Origin of the sequence: Glycomyces salinus, assembly GCF_016428645.1 — a bacterium.
Classification (GTDB): domain Bacteria; phylum Actinomycetota; class Actinomycetes; order Mycobacteriales; family Micromonosporaceae; genus Glycomyces; species Glycomyces salinus.
The window spans coordinates 68,193-82,352 of the sequence record NZ_JAELXW010000010.1 but is presented as its reverse complement, the minus strand read 5'-3'; the positions used below and the strand labels follow the sequence as shown (position 1 = coordinate 82,352).

The 14,160-nt window shown below is 70.8% G+C and carries 11 protein-coding genes; 2 read left to right on the top strand and 9 right to left on the bottom strand.

Translation table 11 applies throughout. The features are described from left to right. The first annotated feature begins 83 nt into the window (after positions 1-83). Both JFB92_RS04210 and JFB92_RS04205 read left to right on the top strand, forming a co-directional pair. A complete protein-coding gene (locus JFB92_RS04210) occupies positions 84-2,090 on the top strand; it encodes a cellulase family glycosylhydrolase (protein ID WP_199035178.1) in 2,007 nt (668 codons plus the stop codon). A gap of 93 nt (positions 2,091-2,183) precedes the next feature. Next, complete coding sequence (locus JFB92_RS04205; RefSeq protein ID WP_199035177.1) at positions 2,184-3,188, top strand: SDR family oxidoreductase; 1,005 nt, start codon at positions 2,184-2,186, stop codon at positions 3,186-3,188. A gap of 2 nt (positions 3,189-3,190) precedes the next feature. Here the strand turns inward: JFB92_RS04205 and JFB92_RS04200 are convergent, their stop codons facing one another. Genes JFB92_RS04200 through JFB92_RS04160 form a run of 9 tightly spaced genes read right to left on the bottom strand, consistent with a single transcriptional unit; the run spans position 3,191 to position 14,015 of the window. Beyond that, positions 3,191-4,117 (bottom strand): S66 peptidase family protein, encoded by a 927-nt coding sequence (locus JFB92_RS04200; protein WP_307789012.1) that lies wholly within the window; start codon positions 4,115-4,117, stop codon positions 3,191-3,193. Further along, positions 4,114-6,093: a prolyl oligopeptidase family serine peptidase gene (locus JFB92_RS04195; RefSeq protein WP_199035176.1), complete on the bottom strand. Its 1,980-nt coding sequence runs from the start codon at positions 6,091-6,093 to the stop codon at positions 4,114-4,116. The genes JFB92_RS04200 and JFB92_RS04195 overlap by 4 nt, the downstream gene beginning before the upstream one ends. Beyond that, positions 6,090-7,427 (bottom strand): M20/M25/M40 family metallo-hydrolase, encoded by a 1,338-nt coding sequence (locus tag JFB92_RS04190; protein WP_199035175.1) that lies wholly within the window; start codon positions 7,425-7,427, stop codon positions 6,090-6,092. The genes JFB92_RS04195 and JFB92_RS04190 overlap by 4 nt, the downstream gene beginning before the upstream one ends. Then, complete coding sequence (locus JFB92_RS04185) at positions 7,420-8,247, bottom strand: M55 family metallopeptidase (RefSeq protein WP_199035174.1); 828 nt, start codon at positions 8,245-8,247, stop codon at positions 7,420-7,422. The genes JFB92_RS04190 and JFB92_RS04185 overlap by 8 nt, the downstream gene beginning before the upstream one ends. After that, the gene (locus JFB92_RS04180) at positions 8,244-9,215 is read right to left on the bottom strand and encodes an ABC transporter ATP-binding protein (RefSeq protein WP_199035173.1); all 972 of its coding nucleotides are present in this window, start codon (positions 9,213-9,215) and stop codon (positions 8,244-8,246) included. The genes JFB92_RS04185 and JFB92_RS04180 overlap by 4 nt, the downstream gene beginning before the upstream one ends. Next, on the bottom strand, positions 9,212-10,213 hold the full coding sequence (locus tag JFB92_RS04175; RefSeq protein ID WP_199035172.1) for an ABC transporter ATP-binding protein: 1,002 nt from the start codon (positions 10,211-10,213) through the stop codon (positions 9,212-9,214). The genes JFB92_RS04180 and JFB92_RS04175 overlap by 4 nt, the downstream gene beginning before the upstream one ends. Further along, positions 10,210-11,130, bottom strand: coding sequence for an ABC transporter permease (locus tag JFB92_RS04170; protein ID WP_233162268.1), 921 nt, complete (start codon positions 11,128-11,130; stop codon positions 10,210-10,212). The genes JFB92_RS04175 and JFB92_RS04170 overlap by 4 nt, the downstream gene beginning before the upstream one ends. Next, a complete protein-coding gene (locus JFB92_RS04165) occupies positions 11,127-12,185 on the bottom strand; it encodes an ABC transporter permease (protein WP_199035171.1) in 1,059 nt (352 codons plus the stop codon). The genes JFB92_RS04170 and JFB92_RS04165 overlap by 4 nt, the downstream gene beginning before the upstream one ends. 9 nt (positions 12,186-12,194) lie before the next feature. Beyond that, positions 12,195-14,015 (bottom strand): ABC transporter substrate-binding protein, encoded by a 1,821-nt coding sequence (locus JFB92_RS04160; protein WP_199035170.1) that lies wholly within the window; start codon positions 14,013-14,015, stop codon positions 12,195-12,197. Positions 14,016-14,160: the final 145 nt, after the last annotated feature.

Genomic DNA, 14,160 nt, shown 5'->3' with positions numbered 1-14,160 from the left:
ACCGACATTGAAGGAGTACTATGCGGACTTTGATACGAAGTGCCCGAAGACGGACCGCTTTGCTGATAGGTGCCGTCGTCGCCGTGGTCGCAGGGATCGGGATCACGGCGCCGATGGTCGCCTCCGCCGCCGAAGGCTGCGAAATCGAGTACCGGGTCGACAGCCAGTGGCCCGGCGGGTTCACCGGCAACGTGACGATCCACAACCTCGGCGACCCGATCGACGGCTGGGACCTGACCTGGACCTTCCCGTCCGGCCAGCAGATCACGCAGGCATGGAACGCCGACGTCACCACCTCCGGCGACGAGGTCACCGCCTCCAACCTCGGGTACAACGCGACCATCGCCTCCGGAGGCTCGACCTCGTTCGGCTTCAACGGATCCTGGTCCGGCAGCAACGACAGCCCCACGCAGTTCTTCCTCAACGGGGTCGAGTGCACCGGCGACATCGGGGAGCCGACCCCCACGACCACCACCTCCGAGCCGCCGCCCGACGACACGGACGCCATGGAGACCGTGGCCGCCATGCAGCCCGGCTGGAACCTCGGCAACTCGCTCGACTCGGTCGGCGACGACGAGACCGCCTGGGGCAACCCGCGGATCACCGAGGAACTGATCCAGAACATCGAGTCCCAGGGGTACAACAGCATCCGCATCCCCGTCACCTGGGACAACCACCAGGGAAGCGCGCCCGACTACGCCATCGACCCGGCATACCTCGACAGAGTCGAGGAAGTGGTGGACTGGGCCCTCGAAGCCGACCTGTACGTGCTCATCAACATCCACCACGACTCGTGGATCTGGATGGCCGACATGCAGAGCAACCACGACGAGGTCATGGCCCGGTACGAGGTCATCTGGAACGACCTCGCCGACCGGTTCCGAGACGCCCCGCCCGAGCTGCTGTTCGAGAGCGTCAACGAGCCGCAGTTCAACGACGTCGACGACTCGACCGCGTACGGCCTGCTCGACGAGCTCAACACCGTCTTCCACGAGATCGTGCGCGACACCGGCGGCGGCAACGCCGACCGCGTGCTGGTGCTCCCGACCCTGCACACCAACGACGAGCAGCCGCGCCTGGACGCCCTGAACCAGACGATCGACTCCTTGGACGACCCGAACATCGCCGCCACGGTGCACTACTACGGGTTCTGGCCGTTCAGCGTCAACATCGCCGGCTACACCACGTTCAACGACGAAGTGCGCCAGGCCCTGGTCGACTCCTTCGACCGCGTCTACAACTCCTTCGTCGCCCAAGGAACCCCGGTGATCCTCGGCGAATGGGGCCTGCTCGGCTTCGACGCGCACACCGGCACCATCGAACAGGGCGAGAAGCTCAAGTACTTCGAGTACCTCGAATACTATGCGCAGGAACGGAACATCACGCACATGGTGTGGGACAACGGCCAGCACCTCGGCCGCACGTCCTTCGAGTGGAGCGACCCGGAGCTGTACGCGATCATGGAGGCCGGCTGGACCACCCGCTCCGGCACCGCCTCGACCGACCAGGTGTTCGTCGAGCGGGCCGGGACCGTCACCGACGCGACCGTGACGCTGAACCCGAACGGCAACACCTTCGAGGGACTGCGCCACGGCGACACGCCGCTGGACGAGGGGACCGACTACACCCTCTCCGGTGACCAGCTGACCATCAGCGCCGACACGATCGAGGACCTCATCGGCTCGGGCGAGTACGGCACGCGAGCCGACCTGCACGCCGACTTCTCGGCCGGGGTTCCGTGGCGGATCAGCGTCGTCTCCTATGACACGCCGGTGGTGCAGGACGCCTCTGGCACGACCGACTCGTTCGCGGTCCCGACCCAGTTCAACGGCGACCAGCTCGCCACCATGGAGGCCGTCTACTCCGACGGCTCCGGCAACGCCGGCCCGCAGAACTGGACCTCCTACAAGGAGTTCGCGCGGGCCTTCGAACCCGACTACGACGCGGGCACCATCTCGTTGACCTCGGACTTCTTCGCCGAAGTCAACGACGGCCAGGAGGTGACCCTCACCTTCCACTTCTGGAGCGGCGAGACCCTCACCTACCACGTGACCAAGTCCGGCAGCTCGGTCACCGGCACGGTCGCCTGACACGACCGAACCCGAGGGCCGGCGGCTTCGCCGCCGGCCCTCCGCCGCGCGCGCCCGCGAGTAGGCTTGCCGCTGGCCAACGAAGGAGCGGAAATGTCGAATCTCAAGGTACTGTTCATCGGCGGCAGCGGAGTCATCAGCACCTCGTGCGTGCACGAGGCGGTCCGCCGCGGCATGGACGTGACCGTCCTCAACCGCGGCGAGAGCGCACTGCGGCCGCTGCCAGAGGAGGTCCGGCATCTGACGGCCGACTCGAACGACCCCGAACAGATGCGCGCCGCGCTCGGCGACGCCGAGTTCGACGCGGTCGTCAACTGGGTCAACTTCGTGCCCGAGCAAGTCCAGCGCGATGTGGACCTGTTCTCCGGCCGCACCGGCCAATACCTGTTCATCAGCTCGGCCTCGGCCTACCAGACCCCGCCGACGCACATGCCGGTCGTCGAGTCGAACCCGCTGAAGAACCCCTACTGGCAGTACTCCCGCGACAAGATCGCCTGCGAGGAACTGCTCGTTCGCGCCTGGCGCGAGGACGACTTCCCGATGACGATCGTGCGCCCCTCGCACACCTACGACCACACGCTCATCCCGTTCGACGGCGGCTGGACCGTCGTCGAGCGGATGCGCGCCGGCAAGCCCGTCGTCGTCCACGGCGACGGGACCTCGCTGTGGACCATCACCCACAGCCGCGACTTCGCGGTCGGATTCACCGGCCTCCTCGGCAAGGAGGCCGCGCTCGGCGAGCCCTTCCACATCACCGGCGACGAGGCACCCACCTGGAACCGGATCTTCCGCGACGTCGCCGCCGCGGCGGGCGTGGACGAGCCGAACCTGGTCCACGTGCCCTCCGAGGCGATCGCCGCCTCCGACCCCGACTGGGGTGCCGGTCTCCTCGGCGACAAGGCCCACACGATGGTCTTCGACAACTCCAAGATCAAGTCGCTCGTGCCCGAGTTCGGCCAAGGGGCGACCCCGTTCAAGCAGGGCGCCCGCGAGATCGTCGCCTGGTACGACGACCACCCCGAGCGCAAGACCGTCGACGCCGACAACGACGCCCTCATGGACCGCCTGACCGAGGCCTATGCCCCGCGCACGGTCTGACGCTAGCGGAGCGCCGGGACGACGAAGTCGAGCGTCCCGGCGTCGGCGTCCAACCGGGCGGGGACGCCCAGCGGCACCGTCAGCGACGGCGCGCAGTGGCCGAAGCCGAACTCCTCGACGATCGGCGCGCCCAGGTCCCCGAGGCGGTCGAGCAGGACCGACCGCACCCGCTCGTACGGGCCGCTCTCGGTCCACGAGCCCAGGACGATCCCGGCGACGCCGTCCAGCCAGCCGGAGCGGCGCATCTGTGTCAGGAACCGGTCGATCCGGTAGTCGGCCTCGTCGATCTCCTCCAGCAGCAGGATGCCGCCGTCCGCGCGCGGGCGGTGCTCAGCGGTGCCGACGCCCGAGGCCAGCAGGCTCAGCGTGCCGCCGAAGGTGACCCCCTCGGCCCGGCCGGGCACCATCGTCCGCGCCCCGGACGGGGCCAGCTTCTGGACCGATTCCGGTTCGAACAGGGTCAGCCGCAGGTGCTCCTGGGACTCCGGGTGGTCGAGGAAGTGCGCCAGAGCCGGCATCGGGCCGTGCAGGGACGCCACGCCGAGCCTGAGCGCGACCGCCTCCTGCAGCGCGGTGGCGTCACTGAAACCGACGACGACCTTCGGCTCGCCCCCGGCCAGGCGGTTCCAGTCCACCAGGTCGAGCATCCGCTGCGCGCCGTAGCCGCCGCGCGCCGCGACGATCCCGGCGAGCGAATCGTCGCTCCAGGCCCGCTCGAAGTCTGCGGCCCGGTCGGCGTCGGACGCGGCCAGGTACCGCAGCCCCGGATGCCCGTCGAGCACGTGCGGCATCACCACCGGTTCGAGGCCCCACTCGCGGAGGACGGCCACGCCCCGCTCCAATTCGCGCGGCGGCATCGGGCCGCTGGGAGCGACCACCGCCACCCGGTCGCCGGGCCGCAGGCGCGGCGGGCGCTCCAGCGGGGTCACGTCCGCAGCTCCAGCCGCCGTTCGGGGCCGTCGAATCCGAGGACCTGCGCGTACAGCGAATGCTCGGCGAGCACCGCGTCGCGGATGGTCTCGGCCCGCCGGAAACCATGCTGCTCGCCCTCATAGGCCCGGTAGGCGTGCGGGACGCCGCGGCCCGCGATGGCCCGCAGCAGCTTCTCGGACTGCTCCGGAGGGCAGATCGCGTCCTCCAGCCCCTGGAGCAGCAGGAACGGCACTTCGATCCGGTCGGCGTGCCGGACCGGGGACCGCTCGCGCGAGCGCCGCTCCAGCTCCCCGGGCGGCCCGACGATGGAGTAGACGTACTGGGACTCGAAGTCGTGCGTGTCGTCGGCGGTCCACCCTGACAGGTCGAGGATCGGGAACTTGACGGTCGCGCACGCGTACACGCCCTCGGCCGCGGGCGAGGTCAGCGAGGCCGCCGAGGTCCAGCCCCCGGCGCTGCCGCCGCGGATCGCCAGCCGCGACCGGTCGGCGACGCCCTCCTTCGCGAGAGCCTTGGCCACTGCCGCGCAGTCCTCGACGTCCACCACGCCCCACTGGCCGCGGAGCCGGTCGCGGTACCCGCGCCCGTAGCCGGTCGAGCCGCCGTAGTTCACCTCGACCACGCCGATGCCGCGCGAGGTGAAGTAGGCCAGCTCCAGGTCGAGCGCGGCCCTGGCGTGACCGGTCGGTCCGCCGTGGACCCAGACCGCGTAGGGCGGCAGTTCCCCCGTGGGGGCCTCGAAGTCGGGGTTGTGCGGCGGGTAGAGGTGGGCGTGGACCTCGCGGCCGTCCGGACCGGTGAAGGTCCGGTGCTCGGGCCTGGGGTAGTAGCCCGGGTCGACGAGGTCTACATGCCGGTGGGCGACGACGCGTGCCGCGTCTCGCCGGGTGTCGTACTCGACGACCTCGTAGCCGGTGGTCGCGCTCGCGGCGATGCCGTAGACGACCTCGCCGTCGGCGATCAGGCCGGGGGCCCACTCGGTCCAACTCTCGGCGACCCGGGACAGGCCGCGGTCGGCCGGGTCGTACACGCCCAGCCGGCTCTCGCCCCTGCCGTGGACGGCGACGACGCGGCCGTCTCCCAGCGGCTGGAACCACCGCATCCCCAGGCCCCACATCGGACCGGCGAACTCGGCCTCGACCGGGTACAGCGCCTCGGTGTCCCCGGATTCCGGGTCGACCCGGTGCAGGTTCCACCAGCCGGAGCGGTCGCTCGCGATCAGCAGGTCGCCTCCGGCCCATTCGACCTGCGCGATCGACTCCCCCGAACCGCCGGCGATCGTCCGCTCGTCCGCGAACGTCCCCGAGGGAGTGATCGTCGCGACCCGCAGTTCCGTCTCGTCCCAAGGCATGTGCGGGTGGTTCCAGACGATCCACGCCACCGCCGAACCGTCCGGGCTCACCTTGGGTCCGGTGGTGAACCGGTACTCGTCCGAGGTCAGCGGCCGGATCGCCGTCCGGTCGTCGACGGCCGAGCCGTCCAGCGGAACGGCGGCGATGAAACGCCGCAGCTCGGTGGGGCGCTCGCCGAGGAAGTCCTCGACCACCGCCCAGACCTCGCCGCGTTCGACGTCGACCGCCATGTCGCACCAGCGGAGGCCGCTCGGAAAGATCGGGACCGGCGTCAACGGCGTCGGAGCGCGCCCCGAGTCCGGTTCGAACCGGTACAGCCGCTGGTCGGAGAAGTTCGAGAACACCACCACCGGGCCGGATTCGGTCATCGTCCCGACCCACGGGGTGCCGCCGTACTCGTGGACCCGGTTGCGGACGTTCCAAGGCTCGGGCAGGACCGATTCGGACGACCCGTCCGCGCGGCGGCGGACCAGCGTGCGCCGCCCGCCCTCGGCCGGACGCGGCTCGGTCCACCACAGCTCGCCGCCGACCACGCCGAGGTGCCCCGGGCGGCCGTCCCCTTCGGCCACCATGTCGGCCGTGATCGGAGATTTCCAGGTTCCATATGGCGCGACGGTCATGCCGGCCTCCCTTCGACATCGCGCAAGAAGTCCTCCAGCACCCGCAGCCCGAACTCGAGCCCTTCGACCGGAACCCGCTCGTCCACGCCGTGGGCGAGCTTGCCGTAGCCGAACTCGGGCGGCAGCTTCAGCGGCGAGAACCCGTAGCCGGTGATGCCCAGCCGCGAGAACTGCTTGGCGTCGGTGCCGCCGGACATGCAGTAGGGGACCGGATGGCCCTCGGGATCGAACTTGCGCACCGCGGCCGCCATGGCCGCGAACGTCGGCGAGTCTACCGGCGCGCCCAGCGGCACTTCGCGGTGATGGAACCGCCATTCGACGTCGGGCCCGGTGAGCTCGTCCATCGTGGCCACGAACTCGTCCTCGCAGCCGGGGAGCATCCGGCCGTCCACCTGCGCGGCGGCGTGCTCGGGAATCACGTTGACCTTGTACCCGGCCTCCAGGACCGTCGGATTCGAGCTGTTGCGGACGGTCGACTCGACCAGTTGCGCGGCCGGTCCGAGCCTCTCGAGCAGCCCGTCCACATCGTCCAGGTCGGGCTCGATCCCGTACACCGCGGCCAGTTCGGTCAGCGCCGCCCGCACGGTCGGGACCAGCCGCACCGGCCACCGGTGCCGGCCGATCCGCGCGATCGCCTCGGCGATCGCGGTGACCGCGTTGTCAGGGTTGGCCTTCGAGCCGTGCCCGGCCCGGCCCCGGGCGCGCAGGTCCAGCCACGCCGTGCCCCGCTCCCCGGCCCCGATCGGGTAGAGGCGCAGCCCCTCGCCGCCGTGGAAGGTGAACCCGCCCGACTCGCTGATGCCCTCGGTGCAGTCGGCGAACCGCTCGCCGTGGTGGTCGGCCAGGAAGCCGGCCCCGTACTCGGCGCTGGCCTCCTCGTCGGCGGTGAAGGCGACGACGATGTCGCGCCTGGGTCGCACCCCGGCCCGCGCCCAGGCCCGCACCGTCGCCAGCACCATCGCGTCCATGCTCTTCATGTCCAGCGCCCCGCGGCCCCATACGATGCCGTCGCGGACCTCCCCGGAGAACGGCTCGACGCTCCAGTCGGCGGCCTCGGCCGGGACCACGTCGAGGTGCCCGTGCACCAGTAGCGCGGCCGACTCGGGGTCGGTGCCCTCGATGCGGGCGACCAGGTTCGACCGCCCCGGCGCCTTCTCGATGATCTCCGATTCGACTCCCGCCTCGGCCAGGCGCTCGGCGGCGTACTCGGCCGCCTCGCGTTCGCGGCCGTCTCCGCCGCCGCGGTTGGTGGTGTCGATGCGGATCAACTCTGAGGTGAAGCGGATGACCTCGTCGAGGGCCCGCTCGTCGACGATCGCTTGCGGCTCAGCCATACTGCTCCTCTACTGCCGCGGAGACCACCGTGGTCACCGCCTTGAAGCACCGGATGCCCTCGTACATGGTGGCCGATTCGTACGACACCCGACGCCCGCCCTCGGCCTCGACTCCCGGGACCACGGTCGCGGCGCCGACCAGGTGCTCGGCGTCGAATTCGATCTCGAAGCGGTGGGGGAGGACCACCGGGTCGACCCGCCCGGCCAGCTCGGCCGCGCCCTCGGCGGCGGCGGTGATGTCCAGCGCGGTCGCCTCAGGGGTGCGGCACTCGGCGGCGTAGCGCGAGACGTACCGCTTGACCGCGACGCCGAGGGCCTCGGGAGCGTAGCCCGAGGCGTCCTCGACGGTCTTGTCGTCGCCGGTCACCAGGATCACCGGCACCCCGAACTCGGCGGCCAGCGCCGCGTTCAGCCGCCCCTCACCGGCCCGCTCCCCGTCGAGCCACACCCCGGTGATCGAATTGGCCAGATAGGTGTGGGCCAGCACGCCCCCGCTCCCGGCCCCGGCGTGGTAGCCGAGGAACACGACCCCGTCGATCCCGCCGTATTGGACGCCCTCCATCATCGACAGCGGCTTGTGCCGGCCGGTGATCATGGTCGCCCGCCGGTCGAGCCGCTCCAGCAGCAGGTTCCGCATCGTCCAGTGCGCCTCGTTGACCAGCACCGTCTCGGCCCACACGAGCAGCCCGGCCACGGCCGCGTTCACGTCCCCGGTGAACACCGGCCGCATCCGCTCCCAGGCCGGGCCGCCCGGCAGGACGTCCGCCGGGCAGGTCACCCCGGTCGCGCCCTCCATGTCGGCGCTGACGAGGATCCTCACGAGCCGTCCCTCAGCCGGTGCAGGTGGCAGGCCACCTCGTGGGAGTCGGCGGCGAGCACGCCCGGATCGGTTCGGTCGCAGTCGGACAGGACCGCGCTCGCCCGCCCCGAGGCCACCTCCTGGCAGCGCGGCCGGAACCGGCACCCGCCCGGGATGCTGGAGGCGTCCGGCAGCTCCCCGGAGAGCACGATCGGTTTCGGCAGCGGCGAGTCCGGCAGGACCGACACCAGCGCCCGCGTGTACGGGTGCCGCGGGTCGGTCAGCACCCGCTCGACCGGGCCCTGCTCGACGATCCGGCCCAGGTACATCACCGCGATCCGGTCGGCGATGCTCCAGGCCAGCCCCAGGTCGTGCGTGATGACCAGCGCCCCGAGGTCCATCTGGTCGCGGAGCCGCAGCAGCAGCGCCAGGATCTCTCCGCGCACCGACGCGTCCAGGCTCGCCACCGGCTCGTCGGCGACGATGATGCTCGGCTCCAGCACGAGCGCCCCGGCGATCACCGCGCGCTGCCGCTGCCCGCCGGACAGCTCGTGCGGATAGGACAGGAAGAACCGCTCGGCCGGTCGCAGCCCGGCCCGCGACAGCGCCGAGGCGACCCGCTCGGTCTCGTCGTCGGTGATCCCGTGGATGCGCAGCCCCTCGGCCACGGCGTCGTAGATCGTGTGGCGCGGGTTGAGCGCCCCGGTCGGGTCCTGGAGGACCAGCTGCACGTGCCGCCGGTACGCCTTGAGCGACCTGGCCGAATACGACAGCGGCTCCCCGCCGAAGACCACTTGGCCGCCGGTGGCGCGTTCCAGACCCAGGAGCGTGCGGGCCAGCGTGGTCTTACCGCAGCCCGACTCGCCGGCCAGCGCCACGATCTCGCCCGGGGCGACCTCCAGGTTCACCCGGTCGACGGCCTTGGCGGTGCGCCCGCCCGGCAGAGCGAACTCGACCGACAGTTCCTGTGCGGACAGACTTCCGCTCACCGCTCCACCTCCGATTCGACCGGCCCGCCGCCCTGGGCGACGAAGCAGGCGCTGTGCCGCCGCCCGTCCAGTTCCAGCAGCCGCGGCTCCTCGGTCCCGCACCGCTCCAGGGCCACCGCGCACCTGGGATGGAACGAGCAGCCCTCTGGCAGCTCGGCCGGGTCCGGCGGGTCTCCTGGCAGCCCGCCCGGCCGCAGCCGCGAGCGGGGGTCCCCGATGGCCGGGAACGCCGAGCCCAGCGCCGCCGAGTACGGGTGGCGGGCCCGCTCGAACACCTCGTCGGCCGGGCCGGTCTCGACCACGCGCCCGGCGTACATGACCGCGACCCGGTCGCAGTTGCCGGAGAGCACCGACAGGTCGTGGCTGATCATCAGCAGCCCCACCCGGTGCTCGGCCACCAGGGAGGCGATGAGCTCGAGGACCTGGGCCTGCACCATCACGTCCAGGGCCGTGGTCGCCTCGTCGGCGATGATCAGGTCGGGCTCGCAGGCCAGGGCCATGGCGATCATGACCCGCTGCCGCTGGCCCCCGGACAGCTCGTGCGGATAGTTCGCGGACCGCCACTTCGGCAGCCCGACGTGTTCGAGGAGCCGCTCGGCCCGCTCCAACGCGGTCGCCTTGGACCCTCTACCGTGCACCAGGCTGTGCATCAAGATGGGTTCGGCGATCTGCGGGCCGATCCGCTGCACGGCGTTGAGCGAGTGCATCGCGCCCTGGAACACGATCGAGGCGCCGGCCCAGCGGACGGCCCGCAGGCGCCCCCACTTCATGGTGAGCACGTCCTCGCCGTCCAGGAGGATCTCGCCGGCCACCTCGGCGGTCGGCGGCAGCAGCCGCAGCACCGCCAGCGCCAGCGTGGACTTCCCGCAGCCGGACTCCCCGGCCACCCCGAGCGTCCACCCGGCGTCCACGGCCAGGTCGACGCCGCGCACGGCCGGGACCGGCCCGGTCGAGGACCGGTAGGTCACGTGCAGGTCCCTGATCTCCAGCAGGCTCACCGGCCCCCACCCCGCAGCCGCGGGTTGAACACCGCTTCGAGCGCGCGCCCGCACATCATGAACGCGGCCACCACCACCAGGATCGCCAGGCCCGGCGGCAGCAGGTACCACCACGCCTGCGCCGAGACCGCGCCGTTGCGCCAGGCCCGGTTCAGGACCGAGCCCCACGAGACGATGTTCGGGTCGCCCAGGCCGAGCCAGGCCAGCGAGGACTCCATCAGGATCGCGCTGGGCACCAGCAGCGTCGCGCTGGCCAGCACCAGCGGAAGTACGTTCGGCAGGATGTGCCGGGTCATCAGGTGCCAGTGGCCGGCCCCGAGCACCCGTGCCCGCTCCAGGTACGGGCGGGCCCGCACCGTCAGCGTCTGGGCCCGCACCAGCCGGGCCGTGCCCGACCACGACACGATCGCGATCACCACCACCGTCGTGACGGCGCTGCGGCCCATGACCGCCAGCAGGGCGATCGCCACGACCAAGCTGGGCAGCACCATGAACCAGTCCGAGACGCGCAGCGCCACCCAGCCGTACCAGCCTCCGATGTGGCCGCTGGTCACGCCGATCAGGGTGCCGATGACGATGGCGACCACGGTCGCGGTCAGCCCGATCAGGAGCGACAGCCGCGCGCCCCAGATCGTCAGCGTCAGTATCGACCGGCCCACCTCGTCGGTGCCGAGCGGGAACCGCGCGCTCGGCGGCTCCATGCGGCCGCCGGTGGCCTCGGTGACGCTCAGACCGGAACCGTCGGCCAGCAGCGGCGCTCCGATCGCCGCGAGCACGATCGCGCCGAGCAGGATCAGCCCGACCATGCCGCCGCGCTGGCGCCGGTAGTCCCGCCAGGTGCGCGCCAGGGCCCGGCGCCGCCGCGCCCACACGACCGCGCGCGGCGACATCGCCGCTCCGTTCTTCCCGCCGTTCATGACGCCCGCCTGATTCTGGGATCGAGGAACCAGTAGAGGATCTCCGCGCACAGCACCGCGACGATGGTGGTCGAGGAGAACAGCACGAACAGGGCCTGGAGCATGGGCCGGTCGGGGTAGAAGATCGACTGCACGAACAGCCTCCCCAGGCCCGGCCAGCTGAACACCGTCTCGGTGACGATCGCGCCGTTGACGATGTTGCCGATCGCCAGGAACACCAGGGTGATCGTCGGCAGCAGCGCGTTCGGGACTGCGTGCCTGCGCCGCACGTCGTCGTCGCGCAGGCCCTTGGCGCGCGCGGTGGTCAGGTAGTCGCTGCCGCGCTCGTCGAGGATGGAGGAGCGCATCACCATCAGGTACCCGGCGTAGACGACCGCGGTGTAGGTCAGCACCGGCAGCACCAGGTGGTGCCCGATGTCGACCGCCTGCGACAGGAAGTCGTCGGGGGTGCCGGGTGATCTCATCCCGTTGACCGGGAACAGTTCCAGGGACCTGGCGAAGACCAGGATCGCGATCATGCCCAGCCAGAACGTCGGCGCCGAGTACAGCAGCAGCCCCGTGGTCACCTGGGTCCGGTCGAAGCGGCTGCCCTGCCGCCACCCGGCGCGCGAGCCGATCCAGAACCCCAGCAGGACCGCCAGCACCACTCCGGTGCCCGACAGCAGCAGGGTCGCCGGGAGCCGCTCGACGATCAGGTCGAAGATCGGGCGGCGATACTGGAACGAGGTGCCGAAGTCGCCGGTCAGCGTCCCGGTGAGGTAGTCGATGAACTGGTTCCACATCGGCTGGTCCAGGCCCAGTTCGGCGCGCATCGCCTCCCGCTGCTCCGGGGTCACCGGCCGCTCGCGCGTGAGCTGGTCGATCGGGTCCCCGGCGACGAGCCGGAAGATGAAGAACGAGGAGAACAGCACCAGCAGCAGCGAGACCGCCGCGCCGCCGACGTGTTTGAGCAGGTAGCGGCCGAATCCCGTGGTGATCCGCCCGGTTCGCCGCTCGGGCGGGTCCGCGGACGGGGCCTGTCGGTCCCTGTCCGCGGACGGCGAGCTATCGGTCATCGAAGCCCTTCATTCCCGCTCGTCGGCCGTGCTCCTGCGGCGCACGAAGAACACCACCGCGGCGACCACCACCGCCGCGGCCGCGACGCCGACCCCGATGAGGACGCCGGTCGAGGCGCCGCCCTCCTCGCCGCCGCCGTCGACGGGCGTGGCCGACCAGTAGGAGTACTGGAAGCCCTCCTGGCCGGTGATCATCCCGTTCTCGGACGGCTGGGTCGTCAGACCGTCCACTTTATCGTGGTTGTATGCCTCGAGGACGTTCTGGTAGTACACCCAGACCACCGGCGCGTCCTCGTAGAGGATCCGCTGCTGCTCCTTCACGAGCTCGGCGCGTGCGTCGGGGTCGGACTCGACTTTCTGCCGCTCGTGGAGGGAGTCGAACTCCTCGTCGCAGTAGAAGTTCTCGTGCGAGCGCTCCGAGCCGTCGGTGCCGGTCGGCAGGACCGCGCAGGTGTGCATGCCGAGCATGTCGGACGGGTTGGGGCCGGTGCCCCAGCCGGAGAAGGCGATGTCGTACTCGCCGAGGTACACCAGGTCGTTGAGGCTGCCCTGCTCGATCGGCTCGGCGTCGACCTCGATCCCGATCTCCTCCCACCACTCCGAGACGAACTCGACGATCGTGGCGTAGTCGGTGTTGTCGGCGTGGTGGTAGAAGCGGAAGCTCAGCCGCTGGTCGGAGTCGGGCATGGTGCGGACGCCGTCCTCGCCGAGCTCGTAACCGGCCTCGTCGAGCATCCGGTTGGCCTCGTTGATGTCGAACTCCACCAGCGAGTCCCCGCCTTCCCAGTGCCACTGCTCGAAGATCGCCGGAATGAGCGAGGTCGCGGGGGTGCCGTTGCCGTCCAGGACCCGGTCGACCAGTTCCTGCTTGTCGATCGCGGTGTGCATCGCCTGCCGGACGACCGGGTCGCGCAGGGCCGGGTGCCCGTCGCCGTACTCCGTGCCGTCGGCGGTGGCCGCGCCGTGGTTGAAGGTGATCGAGACGAACCGCCGCCCCTGGGCGTTGTTGACCGTGACGTGGTCCTGGGCCTCGAGCGCCTCGACCTGGGCGGGGTTGAGGCCGTTGACGATGTCGACCTCGCCGGCCTCGAGCGCGGCCACGGCCGCGTCGGGCTCGTTGTAGTAGTCGTAGACCAGTTCGTCGAAGGCGGGCGCCCCGCCCCAGTAGTTCTCGTTGGCCTCCAGCCGGAGCAGCTCGTCGGTGCGGTACTCGGCGACCTGGAACGGCCCCGAGCCGACCAGCGGCAGCTCGTCGTTGGCGTCGTCGGCGGCCGGGTCGGGGTAGTCCTCCCAGATGTGCTGGGGCACGATGAAGGTCTGGGAGCTCAGGATCGCCGACGGCGCGGGCTCGTTCAGCGTGAGCACGAACGTGGTGTCATCGGTCGCCTCGGCCGAGACGAAGTTCCCGGCGACGTCGATGTTCCAGTCGCGGATGTCCTCGTTCTCGATCAAGAGGCCGTAGGTGTAGGCCACGTCGTGGGCCGTCAGCGGCTCGCCGTCCGACCACTCCGCGCCCTCCCGGATCTGGAAGGTCCACGTCAGACCGTCCCCGGACTCCTCCCATTCGGTGGCCAGGCCCGGCTCGGGCTCGTAGCTCTCGGCCGAGGGCCTGATGAGCGACTCGTAGGTCATCGTGTTCGTGTTGTAGGTGATGATGTAGCGGGACTTGAAGGGGTTGAAAGTGTCGACCTCCTGGTCGGTGGCGATCAGGAGGCGGTCGACGTCGTCTTGGGCGGCGGCGCCGCTCGCGGTGCCGGCGAGGGCGCCGGCGGCGACCGCCAGCGCCGCCGCCGCTGCTGCGATGCGCCTGGTGGGGATGCTGCTTCTCATCGGGGGTGGACTCCCTCGCATTCGGATCCGCGCGCAGTGCCCCACCGGCCGGGTCGATGGAGGCTCGGGCTTGTTGAGAAGAACAGAATGGCGGAAAACTTCTAATGTTGTCAACGATGCGAAGAAAATTTCCAATCTCGGCGCT